Origin of the sequence: Citrobacter sp. RHBSTW-00017, from assembly GCF_013797615.1 — a bacterium.
GTDB classification, from domain to species: Bacteria; Pseudomonadota; Gammaproteobacteria; order Enterobacterales; family Enterobacteriaceae; genus Citrobacter; species Citrobacter braakii.
The window spans coordinates 1,213,360-1,230,835 of record NZ_CP056899.1 but is presented as its reverse complement, the minus strand read 5'-3'; the positions used below and the strand labels follow the sequence as shown (position 1 = coordinate 1,230,835).

The following is a 17,476-nucleotide window of genomic DNA, read 5'->3' as shown; positions in this document are numbered from 1 at the left end:
ATCATTTTTATTGCACAACTTTAGGATTTTGCAGCAGCGGCAAAGGCGCTTCGCCCAACGCGTGGACCTGACCAATAATTGTCGCGCTCCGGCCAATCTGTAATGACTCAACATTCGTACTATTATGGGAGCCAAACAGGAACTGAATCACGTTGTTCGTTTTATTATTTTCGTCTTTCAGGCTGACAAGATAAGAATAAGCATTGGAAATACCATTAACCTTACGAATATCAATGACCACGCCCCGCAGCTTCACCCATTCACCAAGATAGTCCTTATTGGCTTTAACAGGATTTAAGGTATAGGGCGCGACAAAATCAGCGACGGACAAGGTTGGCATTGACGCAGCTGATGACTCCCCCGGTTGAAATAATCGGTCTCCCGCAGAGAAGAACGCGTCAGCCGCCGTCTCGCACCCGCTAAGAAGAGAGGAAATAATAATTAAATTTACCAAACGAATACCTGAACGCATAAATAACTCCTGTATATTAATTTCCCATATATTCAAACTCTAAATAATTCGAGTATATAACCTCCCTGAACAACGCCGAAATATAATATAACTCCCGTATTAGTAAAAGAAGAGAATATTCCCCCCCAACTATTATCAACTTCTCATCTTTTTCATTATTTGCATTCTATTTTCTGGATCTGCCTTCCAGTTTCGGGTTTGCCCTCCCGCCTTTTTACTGGCATTTTATTCAGTAGTTTTCCATCTCTTTATTTGTAACAAGGGAGTGTTTATGTCTGGTAAAAATGGCAATGCCGAAGCGGTTATCAACAAGCCATTACGTCATTTTAAAGTCAGCTATGTCAGAGTACGGCATGAAGATCGCAAAACCGGTTTTACACGACGTATAAGCCGCCATGCTTCACTCACGATGAACGGAGACTGGCTGGAACAGGCGGGGTTCCCAACGGGCACGTCGGTAAAAGTATCGGTTACGCAGGGGAAATTAATTATTGAACAAGCAGGTGAATAGTCTGTTTCGAGGGTGTCGACGTTATCCGGATGGTGGTAATGCGACACACCATCCGGTATTCAGTGCCCTCAGGCTCAGGCTTCCGGTGCCTCTAATTCAGCGAACCCACCGTGTCCTTCCCACCCGGCTAATCGCTGATAGACGGTATCTACCGCATCTTTGATCGGCTGTGTCATCGGGTAGTAAAAACCGACAATATCCGGCTGGATACCAAGGAAAATCACCTCGCCAACGTCGTCTTTCAGCTGATCGACCAGGTAGTTCAGCGGCATGTTGTGGGTGGTCATCATGAACATCTCGGCAATATCATCAGGATCGATAATGCGGATTTCACCAGGATTTAGCCCCATATCGGTGGCATCCACAATCAACAGACGCTGCGGGCGCAACTCACGGATGGCGACGATGTCGTTTTCCGGCGCGCTTCCGCCGTCGATGACAACCCATTGACCTTGAGGATTTGCAGCACACATTTCGGCCAACAGCGGCCCCGCGCCGTCATCGCCCATCATGCTGTTACCCACACATAATAAAACGTCAGTCACGATGTCTCCTCACCATCAGATAGATGGCGCTTTCCTGGTGGATATCGTGAAGCATGCTAAGCATCAGCTTGCTCCACTCCTGCTGCTGCGGGGTCTGCACGGCACGCGCATCATCGAACGCGCGCGCCAGCATCTGCACATGGTTGAAATCGATGATGATCTCGCCGTACTTCGGCACGCCCTCCATTTTCCGGCGGGCTTCACTGCCTTCGGCAAGCGTGGCAATCCACGCCAGATATTCATCCCACGGACAGGTTAACGCCGCTTCCAGGCAATCGATGATCCCAAGGTGGTGACCAATCGCCAGGCTGTAATAGACAACCTGCTGCGCCTCAGCGGGCGTTGCATCGTTCTCATCAATAAACTTACGGCTCAGTTGACTGAACACCACCGTTTCACTCATCGGATACGCGCCTCTTCGACAACATGATTAAGATGCGTGACGATCTCGGTCAGACGCGGATCGTTTTCCGCTTCCAGCCAGCGCGCCACCTGATGCTCGCCCTGCCCTAACTGTGTCATATAGTCATCAGCAATCTGGCGACCATAGCGGTAACCCGCCAGACGGCGTGCTTCACGATCCACCTTCACGCGCAGCGGCTGAACCATGTTCGGATGCAGAATTTCAGCCGGCTGTTCGTCCAGTTCACCTGGCGCACGCGCGTGAATTTTTTGTTCCAGCAGACCCAGCGCCATTGCAAAACCGTACAGCGTAGCCGCAGGCGTTGGCGGACAGCCAGGAATATACACATCCACCGGTACGATTTTATCCGTGCCGCCCCATACGCAGTATAAGTCGTGGAAGATACCGCCGCTGTTACCGCAGGCACCGTAAGAGATACAAATTTTCGGATCTGGCGCAGACTGCCAGGCGCGCAGCGCCGGAGAGCGCATGGCACGCGTTACCGCGCCGGTAAACAGCAGGATATCCGCATGGCGCGGTGATGGTACAACTTTGATACCAAAACGTTCGGCATCAAACAGCGGAGAAAGCGTAGCGAAGATTTCGATTTCACAACCGTTGCAGCCGCCGCAGTCCACACGGTAAACGTACGCTGAACGCTTGATGCTTTTAAGCAGCGACGCTTTCATGCTGGCAATGGATTCATCCACCGTCATCGGTACCGGAATACCGTTGGCGTCACGTGGGCCTAATAAATTGCTCATCAGCTGGCCTCTTTCATATGGCGAGTCAGTTCAATACGGTCAGACGGCACCAGGCATTTCTGGCGCTTACAATCCGGGCAGGTCTCAAAGCTTTCACGGTGGTTTTCCGCACGGCTGTCACCGTTGTGCTTAAGCAGCGCAATGGCGTAATCGATCTCTTTTTGTACCGCAAACGGGCGGTTACATACGCGACAATTACACAGCGCAAAGCGGGACTGCTGCAGGAAATCCTCTTTCTTCCACACCGCCAGTTCATACTCCTGCGACAGCTTGATTGCCGCCGTCGGGCAGACTTCTTCGCAGCGGGCGCAGAAGATGCAACGACCGAGATTGAACTGCCACGCCAGCTCATGGGTGACCAGATCGGTTTCTACCGTCAGCGCGTTCGACGGGCACGCATTCACACAGGCCGCACAGCCAATGCACTGCTGCGGATTGTGTTCCGGTTTGCCACGGAAGTTTTTATCGACCGCAATCGGCTCCAGCGGATACGACGATGTCGGCGCCCCGGTTTTGATGACTTTTTTGATAAAGGTAAACATGGCGATTCCTTATTTCAGCGGCGAGTTTTTACGCTCGATGCTGTAGCGCTCAAGTTCTTTGTACGGCACGACTTTGCTCTTCTTCTTACGCACATCGACCACAGTCATACGGTCGGTACAGGAGTAGCAAGGATCGAGGCTACCGATAATCAGCGGGGCATCGGAAACGGTGTTGCCACGCAGCATGTAGCGCAGCGTCGGCCAGTTGGCGTAAGTCGCCGCGCGACAGCGCCAGCGATACAGTTTCTGGTTGTCGCCAGTCATGCTCCAGTGAATGTCATCCCCGCGCGGCGCTTCAGCAAAGCCCAGCGCAAAGCGGTGTGGAATGTAGGTGAAACCTTCCACAGCCAGCGGGCCGCCTGGCAGGTTGTCCAGACCAAAGTCGATCATATTCAGTGCGGTGTAGACTTCATTGATACGGACTTTCAGACGAGAAATAACGTCGCAACCCTGCTCACTGTGAACTTCCATCGGCAGCAGGCCATAGCCCACAAACGGGTGATCGGCGCGGGTGTCACGCGCATGGCCGCTGGCGCGTACCATCGGGCCGACGTTACTGAAGTCACGGGCAATCTCCGGATCCAGACGGCCAATACCTACGGTACGCTGTTCCATGTTCGGCGTGCTGAGCAGCATATCGACCAGTTCCTGCACGTCACGACGCATCTGCTGCGCCAGTTGACGGGTCTGGATCATATCCTCTTTCAGCAGATCACGACGAATACCGCCGATCAGGTTCAGACCGTAAGTTTTACGTGCCCCGGTGAGGATCTCCGCCATCTTCATGGAGGTTTCACGTACGCGGAAGAACTGCATAAAGCCGGAGTCAAAACCGGTAAAGTGACAGGCCAGGCCGAGGTTCAGCAGGTGCGAGTGCAGGCGTTCAACTTCCAGCAGAATGGCGCGGATCATCTGCGCACGTTCCGGCACGACGATGCCCATCGCGTTCTCGACGGAGGTGGTATAGGCGGTGCTGTGCGCAAAGCCGCAAATGCCGCACACGCGGTCGGACAAGAAGGTCACTTCGTTGTAACCCATGCGGGTTTCCGCCAGCTTCTCCATGCCGCGGTGGACATAGAACAGACGGTAGTCGGCGTCGATGATGTTTTCGCCGTCAACAAACAGACGGAAGTGACCGGGTTCATCGGAGGTGACGTGCAGTGGGCCAATCGGCACCACGTTGTTTTTCTTGTCGCCCAGTTCGTTGATGAACTCGTAGGTTTCAGCATCGGTAGTCGGCGCGGGGCGCTGGCGATAATCCATGCTGTCTTTACGCAGCGGGTAGAGTTCGTCCGGCCAGTCATCCGGCAGTACCAGACGACGCTCATCGGGCAAACCAACCGGGATCAAACCGTACATATCGCGCACTTCGCGCTCGCCCCAGACCGCAGCAGGCACGCGCGGCGTGACGGACGGGAACTCCAGCTTATTAGCATCGACTTCAACGCGCACGGTAATCCAGCACTTGGTACCCTGCTCCATCGACAGCACGTAGTACACAGCATAATGACCGCACAGCTGACGTTCGTCGTTACCAAACAGCACGGACAACCAGCCCCCCTGTTTGTAGTACAGGAACTCCACCACTTCCGGCAGGTAGTTCACCTTGACGGTGATCGTCAGCTGATCTTTGGTCTGCCAGGCTTCATCCAGCACGACGCCCGGGAAGGCCTGGTGCAGCGCCGCGAGATATTGTTGACCTAATTTTTCTTCAGACATGCTCAAACTCTCTTAAATCACGCCACCAGCAAGGAGACGAACGCTAAAAACGCAAACCCAAAACCGGCCCAGGTCACGCGTGAAGTGGCGCAAAAACGCAGACGCGCCATGCTGTTTTCGAACAGGGCGATGACCAGCACGCCGAGAACCAGTTTGACGACGGCAATCACCAGCGCCAGCAGCAGCCCACCCGAGGTGAAGGTTTCCATCTGTCCCCACGGCAGGAACACGCCAACGAACATTTGCAGAACGACCAGTTGCTTAAGGCTAATGCCCCATTTCAGCACCGCAAAACCGCTGCCGCTGTATTCGGTCAATGGACCTTCCTGCAGCTCCTGCTCTGCCTCTGCCAGATCGAACGGCAGTTTGCCCATTTCGATAAAGGTGGCGAAAGCACAGGCGCACAGCGCCAGAATCAACGGAATGCTGCGTGCAGCTGGCCAGTGATAAATGGTATCGGCGATATTGCTGATATGCGTTGAGCCAGCAACCTGCGCCGCAACCCACAGACCCAACAGCAGGATAGGTTCAACCAGCACGCCGAGCATCGCTTCGCGGCTGGCGCCAATAGCGGTAAACGGGCTACCGGTATCCAGGCCCGCGATAGAGAAGAAGAAGCGGGCGATGGCGAACAGGTAAATTAAGGTGATCAGATCGCCCAGTTGCGGCAGTGGTGAGCCAACGGTCACTACCGGCAACGCGGTGGCGATAGTCAGCATCACACCCACCATCACAAACGGCGTCAGGCGGAAAACCCAACTGGAATCCGCAGGCGCAATGCTCTGACGGCCCAGCAGTTTGATGATGTCGCGGTATTCCTGCAAAACGCCCGGACCGCGGCGATTGTGCAAACGCGCACGTGCCACGCGGGTAATACCGGACAGCAGCGGCGCAACGGCAAACAGCACCAGCGCCTGAATTAACGGATATAAAACACTCATTCTCAGGCTCCTCGTGAAACCACAATCACCACCAGTACCGCCAGCTCAATCAGCGCCAGGCGACGGAACAGCACCGGTGCAGCCGCATTCTGCCAGCCCGGAACCAGTGATACCGGATTCAGCCATTTGCGCAGTTGGAGTACCGGCGCAAAGGCTTCTTTCACCGGCATGGCAAAACCGTGTGCGGTAATGACCATTGACTGCTCGTGATCGTAACCACACACCCATGCCGCACCGCGTGAACGCGATGGCAGACGGTTGCCTTTGAAAATCGCCATGATGATAAACGGCAGCAGCGGACATGCGATCAGCAGCAGCGTGATCATTGGCTGAGAAACGGTGGTGTTCGCGGTTTCCAGCGGCAGCGGAACGGCAGCGGAGATCATCGGCAGCAGCCACGGCGCAGCAACGCCCCCAATCACGCAGCAGATAGCCAACGCGACTACGCTAACGCCCATCAGAATTGGCGCGCAGCAGGCATTTTCAGCTTCCTTCGTGCGCGGTGCGCCAAGGAACGTAACGCCATAGACTTTCGCCATACACATCACCGCCAGCGCGCCGGTAATCGCCAGTCCTACCGCCAGCAACGGTCCTAACAGACGACCGACAAACGCGCCGCTGTTGCCAAGCTTAAAGAAGGACTGGTAGATAACCCACTCACCGGCAAAACCGTTCAGCGGCGGCAGTGCGGCCATCGCCATCAGGCCAACCAGCATCGCCAGAGAGATAACCGGCATACGTTTACCGATACCGCCTAGTTTTTCGATATCACGATGACCGGTACGGAACCAGATGCTGCCTGCGCCCAGGAACAGAACGCTTTTGAACAGGCTGTGGTTTACCAGGTGGTACAGACCGCCGGTCAAACCCAGGGCAATCAGCGCAGGTTGATTCAGGGAAATTCCGGTTACGCCTGCGCCCAGACCCAGCAGAATAATGCCGATGTTTTCCAGCGTGTGGTATGCCAGCAGACGCTGAATGTTGTGTTCCATCAGCGCATACAGACCGCCGACAAATGCGGTGATCATTCCCAGCACCAGCAGCGTAATGCCCCACCACAGCGGCGCGTTACCGCCCAGCAGCGACAGGGAGAGAATACCCAGCAGCCCCACCTTCATGACGACGGTAGAGAACAGAGCCGCAGCCGGTGCGCTGGCGTTGGCGTGTGCCTGTGGCACCCATCCGTGCAGCGGAATAATCCCGGCCAGCAGGCCAAAACCCGCCACGCCCAGCAGCCAGATATCAGACCCGAGCGGCAGCTCCTGAGTGCGCAGGTCAAGCAGGCGCAGCTCCAGGGTGCCGTAGCGTTGCCACACCAGGTAGCAGGCAATAGCCAGCAGCAGCGTGCCGACACGGCCCAGCGCAAACCACAGTTTGCCCTCTTTGCTGCAGCCGGTGAGGAACACGGCACACAGCGCCATGATTTCCGCCATCACCACCAGCGTTCCGAGGTTGCTGGCAACCACCGCACATACCGCCGCGGCCATCAGCAGATTCACCAGTAGCCCGTTGGCTTTTACCTGCGGATGACGATGCCAGTCAATGTTGTACAGGCTGACAAACAGGCCGCACAGGCCCAGCGTAATCAGCCAGATAGCGTTCAACGGGGTAATTTGCACACTGTGACCAATAAACGGCATCACACCGCTTAAAGCCAGCGCATTAGTCAGTACGGTGAAACCCGCAGCCGCCGTACACAGGCTGCCAACCGCACCGCCAACCCCGGCAATCCAGCCGCTCAGCGGTTTATGAAATGAAAACAGAAATGCCAGAACCGCAGCCGCCGTAAACCAGGCTACGCCGCTGTTAATCAGTGAAATTGCGCTCATTTTGCATCCCCACTCTGAGCCTGCTGAAACAAGGTGAGATCGCCGAAGTCGGTATTGAAAGTCAGCTCACGCTTACGTTTGCTGGCGCGGGCAATATCCACGTTACTCACCAGGTGCAGGGCTTTGGTCGGGCACATGCGTACGCAGGCCGGACCAAGCTCGTCAAAACTGCACAGATCGCATTTCACCGCGATGGCGCGAATACCCGGAACCCAGTCCAGCAACGTGCTCACGCGGGCAGGCGCTGGCGGAGCCGGAGGCGCTTTTGGCGTATTGGCGTTTGCCGGGATATGCAGCGGACGGCTACCGGAAAACTCAATCGCGCCAAACGGACAGGCTATCCCGCACAGTTTGCAGCTTACACACAGGCTTTCATTCAGCTGCACGGCACCATCAACGCGATTAATCGCATTAACCGGACAAACGGTGGCGCAAGGCGCATCTTCGCAATGGTGGCAAAGCTGCGGGGCGGATTCTTTTTCATTTAACATCACTTTCAGGCGCGGCATTGACTGCAGGCCATGCTGGCGATGTGTCTCTGAGCAGGCGGCTTCACAGGTGTGGCAGCCGATGCAAAGAGTGGAGTCAGCAATTACAAAACGATTCACCAGGCATTCCTCAGGTGATAGTCATTTTTGACGAAAACATGTCTGGAAAATGTCATTTCGACATTTTTCGACATGCCCATTCCCTAAACGTCGTGACGCAGTATGAAAGTGCATCATGACAAAAGTGGGCAGCACCCAAGGCTTAAGCCGGGCTATGTCCCTCAATCAGCTGGCTTAAATTCACCGGCATATTGTTTTCAACCGCGGTATAGAGGCTGTCGTAGACGGTGGCGATTTTTTCGAGATAGTGTTCCAGTACCTGCTCGCGATCGCGGTTGCTGATACGCTCATCAACCTTACCGTCGATGGTCAACTCAGCCTGTGCAATCAGTTGTTTATCATCACCGTCTTTCGTTTCAACGTAGTACTCGATGGTGTGGCTGTTAAAGCCGTCCGCCAGCGTGACGTAGATAGTGAAGTGTTCAAAAAGGACGAAGCAGAGATCCTTGTCCGGTGCGCAGCTCATTGCATGATGCAAACGCGCTTTTGACAGGGTGATCCCCTGAACCAGCGAGTTGCAGTAAATACGCCACTGGTCCTGTAGGCGACGATGCCGTTCAGCGATGTAATCGGCTTTTTCGCTTATTTCCCAAATAGTCATGTCAGGTTACCCGTTTAGCAGAGATGAACAGCTTTAAGCACATTTCATGCCAAAATTAAAAACCTTGATTTTCATATAGATAAAAAATCAAAGAGCGGTGACGACATGTCATTTCGTCATCGTCGTCATTGTCACGATAGAAAAAATTCAAGCTGGCATGTTTATTGCTTTTAATACGGCAACTTCATAGGAGGCGGTATGCACGAAATAACCCTCTGCCAACGGGCACTGGAATTGATTGAACAACAGGCCACGCAATACGGTGCTCAACGAGTAACTGGGGTCTGGCTCAAAATTGGCGCATTTTCTTGCGTAGAAACCAGCGCTCTCGCCTTTTGTTTTGATCTGGTATGCCGCGGGACCCTTGCAGAAGGTTGTAAACTCCACCTCGAAGAACAAGAAGCCGAATGTTGGTGCGAATCTTGTCAGCAATACGTCACCTTACTGACGCAACGCGTGCGCAGATGTCCGCAATGCAACAGCGATATGTTGAGAATTGTGGCCGATGACGGCTTACAGATTCGACGTATTGAAATAGATGAAACTCCAGCGCCGGATGCCGACGCCTAAGCGTCATCATCCGGCAACTGAAGTATCGCAAGTAATAAGATCAGGAGTGAGCGATGTGTACGACATGTGGTTGCGCTGAAGGCAACCTTTATATAGAGGGTGATGAGCATAATCCCCACTCGGCGTTTCGCAGCGCGCCATTTGCCCCAGCGGCTCGTCCGGCGCTGAATATTACCGGGGTGAAGACCTCCAGTTTCACACCGAGCCAGACTGAAGAAGGCGATTTGCATTACGGTCACGGTGAAGCAGGCACCCACGCACCAGGCATGAGTCAGCGCCGGATGCTGGAAGTGGAAATTGACGTGCTGGATAAAAACAACCGTCTGGCCGAGCGCAACCGCGCACGCTTTGCTGCCCGTCAACATCTGGTATTAAACCTTGTCTCAAGCCCAGGCTCCGGTAAAACCACGCTGCTGACCAAAACGCTGATGAAGCTCAAAGACAGCGTGCCTTGCGCCGTCATTGAAGGCGACCAGCAGACGGTTAACGATGCCGCCCGTATTCGCGCCACAGGTACGCCCGCCATCCAGGTCAACACCGGTAAAGGTTGCCACCTTGACGCACAAATGATTGCTGACGCCGCGCCACGTTTGCCGCTTGAAGACAACGGCATCCTGTTCATTGAAAACGTCGGGAACCTGGTTTGCCCGGCCAGCTTCGACCTCGGCGAACGCCATAAAGTGGCGGTGCTTTCCGTCACCGAAGGCGAAGACAAGCCGCTGAAATACCCGCATATGTTTGCCGCCGCGTCGCTGATGCTGCTCAACAAAGTAGACCTACTGCCGTACCTCAATTTTGACGTAGAAAAGTGCATCGCCAGCGCCCGGGAAGTGAACCCGGAAATTGAGATTATCCTGATTTCCGCCACCAGTGGCGAAGGCATGGACCAATGGCTCTCCTGGCTGGAGACGCAGCGATGTGCATAGGTGTTCCGGGTCAAATCCGCACCATTGATGGCAACCAGGCCAAAGTCGACGTTTGCGGTATTCAGCGCGACGTCGACCTGACGCTGGTCGGAAGCTGCGATGAACACGGTCAACCCCGTCTGGGCCAGTGGGTACTGGTCCACGTCGGCTTTGCCATGAGCATCATTAATGAAGCTGAAGCGCGCGACACGCTCGACGCGCTGCAAAACATGTTTGACGTTGAGCCGGATGTCGGCGCGTTGTTGTATGGCGAGGAAAAATAATGCGTTTTGTTGACGAATACCGCGCACCAGAACAGGTGATGCAGTTGATAGAGCACCTGTGTGAACGTGCCGCACACCTCCCCTACACTGCTGAACGCCCGCTGCGCATCATGGAAGTGTGTGGTGGTCATACCCACGCTATCTTCAAGTTCGGTCTCGACCAATTGTTGCCCGACAACGTCGAGTTTATTCATGGCCCGGGCTGCCCGGTATGCGTTCTGCCGATGGGCAGAATCGACAGCTGTGTGGAAATCGCCAGCCATCCGGAAGTGATTTTTTGCACCTTTGGCGATGCGATGCGCGTTCCGGGTAAACAAGGTTCTTTGCTACAAGCCAAAGCGCGCGGCGCGGATATCCGCATCGTCTATTCACCGATGGATGCGCTGAAGCTGGCGCAGGAAAACCCAACGCGTAAGGTTGTGTTCTTTGGCCTGGGTTTTGAAACCACAATGCCAACCACCGCCATCACCCTTCAGCAGGCAAAACAGCGTGACGTGCAGAACTTTTACTTTTTCTGCCAGCACATCACGCTTATCCCTACGCTGCGCAGCCTGCTGGAACAGCCGGACAACGGCATCGACGCCTTCTTAGCGCCGGGCCATGTCAGCATGGTGATTGGCACCGATGCCTATAATTTCATTGCTTCAGATTTCCATCGTCCGTTGGTGGTCGCCGGTTTCGAACCGCTCGATCTGCTGCAGGGCGTGGTGATGTTGATTGAACAGAAGATTGCCGCGCATAGCCAGGTTGAAAACCAGTATCGCCGCGTGGTGCCGGACGCCGGTAACCTGCTAGCGCAACAGGCCATCGCCGAAGTGTTCTGCGTCAATGGCGATAGCGAATGGCGAGGTCTGGGCGTCATTGAATCCTCTGGCGTTCACCTGACGCCAGACTATCAGCGCTTTGATGCCGAAGCGCATTTCCAGCCAGCGCCGCAGCAGGTGTATGACGATCCGCGCGCGCGTTGCGGCGAGGTATTGACCGGCAGATGCAAACCGCATCAGTGCCCGCTATTTGGCAAAACCTGTAACCCGGAGACCGCGTTTGGCGCCCTGATGGTCTCCTCAGAAGGCGCATGTGCCGCCTGGTATCAGTATCGTCAGCAGGAGTGTGAAGCATGAACAGCGTACAACTCGCCCACGGTAGCGGCGGTCAGGCTATGCAGCAGTTGATCAACAGTCTGTTTATGGAGGCTTTTGCTAATCCGTGGCTGGCGGAACAAGAAGATCAGGCCCGTCTGGACCTGGCACAACTGGTTGCAGAAGGCGATCGTCTGGCGTTTTCAACCGACAGCTATGTTATCGATCCGTTGTTCTTCCCGGGTGGCAATATCGGCAAGCTGGCCATCTGCGGTACGGCTAACGACGTGGCGGTCAGCGGCGCGATCCCTCGCTACCTCTCCTGCGGTTTTATCCTCGAAGAGGGTTTGCCGATGGAGACGTTGAAAACCGTCGTCAACAGTATGGCGGCGACCGCGCGTGAAGCAGGCATCGCCATCGTGACCGGCGATACCAAAGTCGTGCAGCGCGGCGCTGCAGACAAGCTGTTCATCAACACGGCCGGAATGGGGGCGATCCCCGCCAACATTCACTGGGGCGCACAGACCCTCGGCCCAGGCGATGTGCTGCTGGTCAGCGGTACGCTTGGCGATCACGGCGCAACTATCCTTAACCTGCGCGAACAGCTGGGTCTTGATGGCGAACTGGTCAGCGACTGCGCGGTATTGACACCGCTTATCCAGACGCTGCGTGATATTCCCGGCGTAAAGGCGCTGCGTGACGCGACCCGTGGCGGCGTAAATGCGGTAACGCATGAATTTGCCGCCTCATGCGGGTTTGGTATTGAGCTGTCTGAAGCGGCACTGCCCGTGAAGCCCGCGGTGCGTGGCGTTTGCGAACTGCTGGGTCTGGATGCGCTTAACTTTGCTAACGAAGGCAAGCTGGTGATTGCCGTTGAGCGTCAGGCTGCTGAAACGGTGCTTGCCGCGCTGCGCGCACATCCGTTAGGACGCGATGCCGCAATGATTGGTGAAGTGGTAGAACGCAAAGGTGTGCGTCTTGCCGGACTCTACGGCGTGAAACGCACTCTCGATTTACCACACGCCGAACCATTACCTCGTATATGCTAACAGCCGGTTGGCAGCAAGCTGTAGGCCGGGTAAGACGCATTTGCGTCGACATCCGGCCTTAACGCTGCAATATCACCTGATGGCGTTTTGCCGATCGGGTCTACGGTTCGTGTAGCTGGACCAGTCCGGCAATAATTTACGACTTATACCTATAATTCATTTACCGTTTTCGCACCGTTCTGCGGTGCTTTTCCTGGAAAAGCAATATGTCGTATACACCGATGAGTGACCTCGGACAGCAAGGCCTGTTCGATATTACTCGTACATTATTACAGCAGCCCGACCTGCCGTCTCTCAGCGAGGCGCTTTCGCAACTGGTCAAGCGTTCAGCGCTGGCCGACTGCGCGGCTATTGTCTTATGGCAGGCACAAACGCAGCGTGCGCGTTATTTTGCGACGCGTGAAAATGGTAACCCCATCGATTATGAAGACGAAACGGTGCTGGCGCATGGCCCGGTACGCCGTATTTTGTCTCGCCCCGATGCGCTGCACTGCAACTATCACGAGTTTAGCGAAACCTGGCCACAGTTGGCCTCTGGCGGGCTGTATTCTAAATTTGGTCACTACTGCCTGCTGCCGCTGGCGGCAGATGGACGAATCTTTGGCGGTTGCGAATTTATCCGTAACGAAGACTAACCGTGGAGTGAAAAAGAGTACAACCGGCTGCAGACCTTCACCCAAATAGTCGGCGTCGTTGCTGAACAAATTCAAAGCCGGGTCAGCAACAATGTCGATTACGATCTCCTGTGCCGTGAGCGTGATAACTTTCGCATCCTGGTCGCCATCACCAATGCTGTGCTCTCACGTCTGGATATTGATGAGCTGGTCAGCGAAGTCGCCAAAGAGATCCATCACTACTTCGACATTGATGCCATCAGCATCGTGTTACGCAGCGATCGCAAAAACAAGCTCAGCATTTATTCCACTCACTATCTGGATGAACATCATCCGGCACACGAACAAAGTGAAGTGGACGAAGCCGGCACGCTCTCTGAACGGGTCTTCAAAAGTAAAGAGATGCTGCTGATTAACCTGAGCGAACGCGATACCCTGGCCCCTTACGAAAGAATGTTGTTCGAAACCTGGGGCAACCAGCTACAGACTCTGTGCCTGCTGCCGCTGATGTCCGGCAATAATATGCTCGGCGTACTTAAGCTGGCGCAATGTGAAGAGAAAGTATTCACCACCGCCAATCTCAAACTGCTGCGCCAAATCGCAGAACGCGTGGCGATCGCCGTGGATAACGCCCTCGCCTACCAGGAGATCCACCGCCTGAAGGAGCGGCTGGTCGATGAAAACCTGGCGCTGACTGAACAACTCAACAACGTGGAAAGTGAGTTCGGAGAAATCATTGGCCGCAGCGAAGCGATGTACAGCGTACTCAAACAGGTCGAAATGGTGGCGCAAAGCGACAGCACTGTCCTGATTCTTGGTGAAACCGGGACGGGTAAGGAGCTGATTGCACGAGCAATTCACAACCTGAGCGGACGTAACGCCCGTCGGATGGTGAAAATGAACTGCGCGGCAATGCCTGCCGGATTGCTGGAAAGCGATCTGTTTGGCCATGAGCGTGGCGCATTTACCGGGGCCAGCACGCAGCGGATTGGACGCTTTGAACTGGCGGACAAAAGTTCGTTATTTCTCGATGAAGTTGGCGACATGCCGCTGGAGCTTCAGCCCAAGCTGCTGCGCGTTCTGCAGGAGCAGGAGTTTGAACGTCTGGGCAGCAATAAGCTGATCCAGACCGACGTTCGCTTGATCGCTGCCACTAACCGCGATCTGAAAAAGATGGTCGCCGATCGCGAGTTTCGTAACGATCTCTACTATCGACTGAACGTCTTCCCGATCCATCTGCCGCCGCTGCGCGAGCGCCCGGAAGATATTCCGCTGCTGGTGAAAGCCTTCACCTTCAAAATTGCCCGCCGGATGGGGCGCAATATCGACAGCATTCCCGCCGAAGCCCTGCGTACGCTGAGCAACATGGAATGGCCGGGTAACGTGCGCGAGCTGGAAAACGTCGTAGAACGCGCGGTTCTGCTCACCCGGGGCAACGTGCTGCAACTGTCCCTGCCGGATGTAATCGCTATGGCGCCGTCTACGCCGCCGGTGGCGACCGAAGTCGCGCAGGATGGCGAAGATGAATACCAGTTGATAATGCGCGTTCTGAAAGAAACCAATGGCGTCGTCGCCGGTCCTAAAGGCGCGGCACAAAGACTGGGGTTGAAACGCACAACGTTACTCTCGCGCATGAAGCGCCTGGGCATTGATAAGGACGCACTGGTTTAACGGATTATTGCCCGATAGCGCTACGCTTATCGGGCCTACGCCACTGGTGCGTTTGTCTTTGTCGGCCGGATAAGGCGCAGCCGCCATCCGGCATAGAATTGCTAAATCACTTCTTCCGCTGGTATTTCTCGGGTAACTCCGGCACCGGACGTTTGTCATCAATCAGATGACGCACGGTCAGGATCGGATGACGCCAGAGCATTCTGGGTCCAGCCCAACGCATAATTTGCTTCATCTCTTCGCGTTTAGCGGGCTGGTAACAGTGCACCGGACACTGTTTGCAGGCCGGTTTTTCCTCACCAAATACGCACTTATCCAGGCGCTTTTGCGCATAGGCAAACAACGCATCGTAATGCCCCGGTTCATCTGAAGCCTGCGGACACTGGCTCTCATACAGCGAGATCATTCTCTGGATCGTCATTTTCTCACGTGCAATACGTTTGCCGGACATGATGCCTCCATAATTAAGTTGCATAAATAATACACCTTAACTAAGCGCAGGACTATTGCCTGGGGGTGATACATTCCTTAGCACCCTACGCAAATAAGAATTATTTTCATTTGTTTATGCCGTGTGCTATATAACATAGCAAAGGCTATATTCGATGATAAATTAACCACTTTGTTGTGAGGGATACTATGCCGCATCTGCCCCATCTGAAGTCATTTCTCCTTGCCAGCGTGTTAACGGCGCTTACGCTGTCACCTGCCTGGGCGAAAGAAAAGTTCAAAGTGATAACCACCTTTACGGTGATTGCCGATATGGCAAGCAATGTGGCAGGTGACGCGGCGGACGTCAGTTCCATCACCAAACCCGGGGCAGAAATTCACGAATATCAACCCACACCGGGGGATATTAAACGGGCACAAGGCGCACAGCTTATTCTCTCCAACGGCCTTAACCTCGAACTATGGTTTGCCCGCTTCTATCAAAATTTGTCCGGCGTACCGGAGGTCATGGTCTCAAATGGCGTGCAGCCAATGGGTATCAGCGAAGGGCCATACAACGGCAAACCGAATCCGCATGCCTGGATGTCAGCGGAGAACGCGCTTATCTACGTGGATAACATTCGCGATGCGCTGATGAAATACGATCCCGACCATGCCGCAACCTACCAGAAAAATGCGGAGAATTATAAAGCGAAAATCCAGCAGACTCTGGCGCCACTGCATGCAGAACTGGCGAAGCTCCCTGCTGATAAACGCTGGCTGGTCACCAGCGAAGGCGCATTCTCTTACCTCGCGCGTGATAACGGCCTGAAAGAGCTGTATCTATGGCCGATCAATGCCGATCAGCAAGGCACGCCCAAGCAGGTACGCAAAGTGATCGATGCGATCAGAAAACATCAAATCCCTACCGTATTTAGCGAAAGCACCGTGTCCGACAAACCTGCGCGTCAGGTCGCCCGCGAGTCTGGCGCGTATTACGGCGGCGTGCTGTATGTCGATTCGCTCAGCGCTGCCGATGGTCCGGTACCGACCTATCTGGATTTACTGCGCGTGACGACAGAAACCATCGTCAGCGGCATCAACGACGGGTTAAGGAGCCAAAAATGAGTCAATCTGCGATTACCGTGAATCAGGTTACGGTGACGTATCGCAACGGCCACACCGCGCTGCGGGATGCCACTTTTCAGGTTCCGGGCGGCTCAATTGCCGCTCTGGTCGGCGTAAACGGTTCGGGAAAATCAACGCTTTTTAAAGCGCTGATGGGTTTTGTCCGGTTGGCGAAAGGGAAAATATCTATTCTGCAACAACCGGTTAATAAGGCGCTCAAACAGAATCTGATCGCCTATGTCCCCCAGTCAGAAGAGGTGGACTGGTCGTTTCCGGTACTGGTGGAAGATGTTGTGATGATGGGCCGCTTTGGCCATATGGGGTGGCTGCGTCGACCAAAACAGATCGACCACGACTGCGTGGATGCGGCGCTGGCGCGGGTAGATATGCTGGACTATCGCCATCGCCAGATAGGTGAACTGTCCGGCGGGCAGAAAAAACGCGTTTTTCTGGCAAGAGCCATCGCACAGGACGGGCAGGTTATTTTACTGGATGAACCCTTCACCGGCGTGGATGTGAAAACCGAGGCCCGGATCATCGATCTGCTGCGTGAACTGCGTGATGAAGGCCGGACTATGCTGGTCTCTACCCATAATCTGGGATCCGTCACCGAATTTTGCGATTACACGGTGATGATTAAGGGCACGGTGCTGGCAAGTGGACCAACCGAAACCACCTTTACCCACGAGAATCTCGAGCTGGCATTCAGCGGCGTTCTGCGTCACGTCGCGCTGAGCGGCGGTGAACAACACGTGATTACCGATGATGAACGTCCGTTTATTTCGCGACGCGCGGCAAGCGAGGGGGAGTAA

At 54.7% G+C, this 17,476-nt stretch carries 19 protein-coding genes and 1 pseudogene; 9 read left to right on the top strand and 11 right to left on the bottom strand.

Going from position 1 to position 17,476, the window contains the following annotated elements; all coding sequences use genetic code 11:
• Window positions 1-7: 7 nt before the first annotated feature.
• Window positions 8-472 carry an OB-fold putative lipoprotein gene (locus tag HV037_RS05985; RefSeq protein ID WP_103284147.1) on the bottom strand — a complete coding sequence of 155 codons (465 nt, stop codon included), beginning with the start codon at window positions 470-472 and terminating at the stop codon, window positions 8-10.
• A 271-nt stretch (window positions 473-743) separates the two neighbouring features.
• On the opposite strand from HV037_RS05985, the gene HV037_RS05980 reads away from it, so the two are divergent.
• A complete protein-coding gene (locus HV037_RS05980; protein ID WP_016154182.1) occupies window positions 744-983 on the top strand; it encodes a SymE family type I addiction module toxin in 240 nt (79 codons plus the stop codon).
• A 74-nt stretch (window positions 984-1,057) separates the two neighbouring features.
• Here HV037_RS05980 and hycI read toward each other — a convergent pair whose 3' ends face one another.
• From hycI to hycA, 9 genes are all read right to left on the bottom strand, one after another.
• Window positions 1,058-1,528 carry a hydrogenase maturation peptidase HycI gene (gene hycI, locus HV037_RS05975; protein WP_016154183.1) on the bottom strand — a complete coding sequence of 157 codons (471 nt, stop codon included), beginning with the start codon at window positions 1,526-1,528 and terminating at the stop codon, window positions 1,058-1,060.
• Window positions 1,521-1,931 carry a formate hydrogenlyase maturation HycH family protein gene (locus tag HV037_RS05970; protein ID WP_053389523.1) on the bottom strand — a complete coding sequence of 137 codons (411 nt, stop codon included), beginning with the start codon at window positions 1,929-1,931 and terminating at the stop codon, window positions 1,521-1,523. Before HV037_RS05970 ends, hycI begins: the two co-directional genes overlap by 8 nt.
• Window positions 1,928-2,695, bottom strand: coding sequence for a formate hydrogenlyase subunit HycG (gene hycG, locus HV037_RS05965; RefSeq protein ID WP_049040387.1), 768 nt, complete (start codon window positions 2,693-2,695; stop codon window positions 1,928-1,930). The genes HV037_RS05970 and hycG overlap by 4 nt, the downstream gene beginning before the upstream one ends.
• Window positions 2,695-3,237: a formate hydrogenlyase subunit HycF gene (hycF, locus tag HV037_RS05960; protein ID WP_016154185.1), complete on the bottom strand. Its 543-nt coding sequence runs from the start codon at window positions 3,235-3,237 to the stop codon at window positions 2,695-2,697. Before hycF ends, hycG begins: the two co-directional genes overlap by 1 nt.
• A 9-nt stretch (window positions 3,238-3,246) precedes the next feature.
• A complete protein-coding gene (hycE, locus tag HV037_RS05955; protein ID WP_016154186.1) occupies window positions 3,247-4,956 on the bottom strand; it encodes a formate hydrogenlyase subunit HycE in 1,710 nt (569 codons plus the stop codon).
• A gap of 17 nt (window positions 4,957-4,973) precedes the next feature.
• Window positions 4,974-5,897, bottom strand: a complete 924-nt coding sequence (locus HV037_RS05950) for a respiratory chain complex I subunit 1 family protein (RefSeq protein ID WP_046274832.1) — start codon at window positions 5,895-5,897, stop codon at window positions 4,974-4,976.
• A 2-nt stretch (window positions 5,898-5,899) separates the two neighbouring features.
• Window positions 5,900-7,726 carry a formate hydrogenlyase subunit 3 gene (gene hycC, locus HV037_RS05945; protein ID WP_181500201.1) on the bottom strand — a complete coding sequence of 609 codons (1,827 nt, stop codon included), beginning with the start codon at window positions 7,724-7,726 and terminating at the stop codon, window positions 5,900-5,902.
• The gene (hycB, locus tag HV037_RS05940; RefSeq protein WP_016154189.1) at window positions 7,723-8,334 is read right to left on the bottom strand and encodes a formate hydrogenlyase subunit HycB; all 612 of its coding nucleotides are present in this window, start codon (window positions 8,332-8,334) and stop codon (window positions 7,723-7,725) included. The genes hycC and hycB overlap by 4 nt, the downstream gene beginning before the upstream one ends.
• Before the next feature lie 142 nt (window positions 8,335-8,476).
• The gene (hycA, locus tag HV037_RS05935; RefSeq protein ID WP_016154190.1) at window positions 8,477-8,935 is read right to left on the bottom strand and encodes a formate hydrogenlyase regulator HycA; all 459 of its coding nucleotides are present in this window, start codon (window positions 8,933-8,935) and stop codon (window positions 8,477-8,479) included.
• Window positions 8,936-9,133: 198 nt separating this feature from the next.
• Between hycA and hypA the strand changes: the two genes are divergently transcribed.
• The 6 genes and pseudogenes from hypA (at window position 9,134) to flhA (ending at window position 15,107) form a co-directional block, all read left to right on the top strand.
• Window positions 9,134-9,505 (top strand): hydrogenase maturation nickel metallochaperone HypA, encoded by a 372-nt coding sequence (gene hypA, locus HV037_RS05930; RefSeq protein ID WP_016154191.1) that lies wholly within the window; start codon window positions 9,134-9,136, stop codon window positions 9,503-9,505.
• A 53-nt stretch (window positions 9,506-9,558) separates the two neighbouring features.
• Window positions 9,559-10,431: a hydrogenase nickel incorporation protein HypB gene (gene hypB / locus HV037_RS05925; protein ID WP_103284149.1), complete on the top strand. Its 873-nt coding sequence runs from the start codon at window positions 9,559-9,561 to the stop codon at window positions 10,429-10,431.
• The gene (gene hypC / locus HV037_RS05920) at window positions 10,422-10,694 is read left to right on the top strand and encodes a hydrogenase 3 maturation protein HypC (protein ID WP_003037411.1); all 273 of its coding nucleotides are present in this window, start codon (window positions 10,422-10,424) and stop codon (window positions 10,692-10,694) included. Before hypB ends, hypC begins: the two co-directional genes overlap by 10 nt.
• Complete coding sequence (gene hypD / locus HV037_RS05915; RefSeq protein ID WP_019077547.1) at window positions 10,694-11,815, top strand: hydrogenase formation protein HypD; 1,122 nt, start codon at window positions 10,694-10,696, stop codon at window positions 11,813-11,815. Before hypC ends, hypD begins: the two co-directional genes overlap by 1 nt.
• Complete coding sequence (gene hypE, locus HV037_RS05910) at window positions 11,812-12,822, top strand: hydrogenase maturation carbamoyl dehydratase HypE (protein ID WP_016157324.1); 1,011 nt, start codon at window positions 11,812-11,814, stop codon at window positions 12,820-12,822. Before hypD ends, hypE begins: the two co-directional genes overlap by 4 nt.
• A 206-nt stretch (window positions 12,823-13,028) precedes the next feature.
• A pseudogene (gene flhA, locus HV037_RS05905) lies at window positions 13,029-15,107 on the top strand (formate hydrogenlyase transcriptional activator FlhA).
• A gap of 106 nt (window positions 15,108-15,213) precedes the next feature.
• On the opposite strand, the gene HV037_RS05900 reads toward flhA, so the two are convergent.
• Window positions 15,214-15,558: a nitrous oxide-stimulated promoter family protein gene (locus tag HV037_RS05900; RefSeq protein WP_003825888.1), complete on the bottom strand. Its 345-nt coding sequence runs from the start codon at window positions 15,556-15,558 to the stop codon at window positions 15,214-15,216.
• 188 nt (window positions 15,559-15,746) lie between these two features.
• Here HV037_RS05900 and HV037_RS05895 point away from each other — a divergent pair, with 188 nt between their 5' ends.
• Together HV037_RS05895 and sitB are read left to right on the top strand one after the other, a co-directional pair.
• A complete protein-coding gene (locus HV037_RS05895; RefSeq protein WP_019077550.1) occupies window positions 15,747-16,664 on the top strand; it encodes a metal ABC transporter substrate-binding protein in 918 nt (305 codons plus the stop codon).
• On the top strand, window positions 16,661-17,476 hold the full coding sequence (gene sitB / locus HV037_RS05890; protein ID WP_049268533.1) for an iron/manganese ABC transporter ATP-binding protein SitB: 816 nt from the start codon (window positions 16,661-16,663) through the stop codon (window positions 17,474-17,476). Before HV037_RS05895 ends, sitB begins: the two co-directional genes overlap by 4 nt.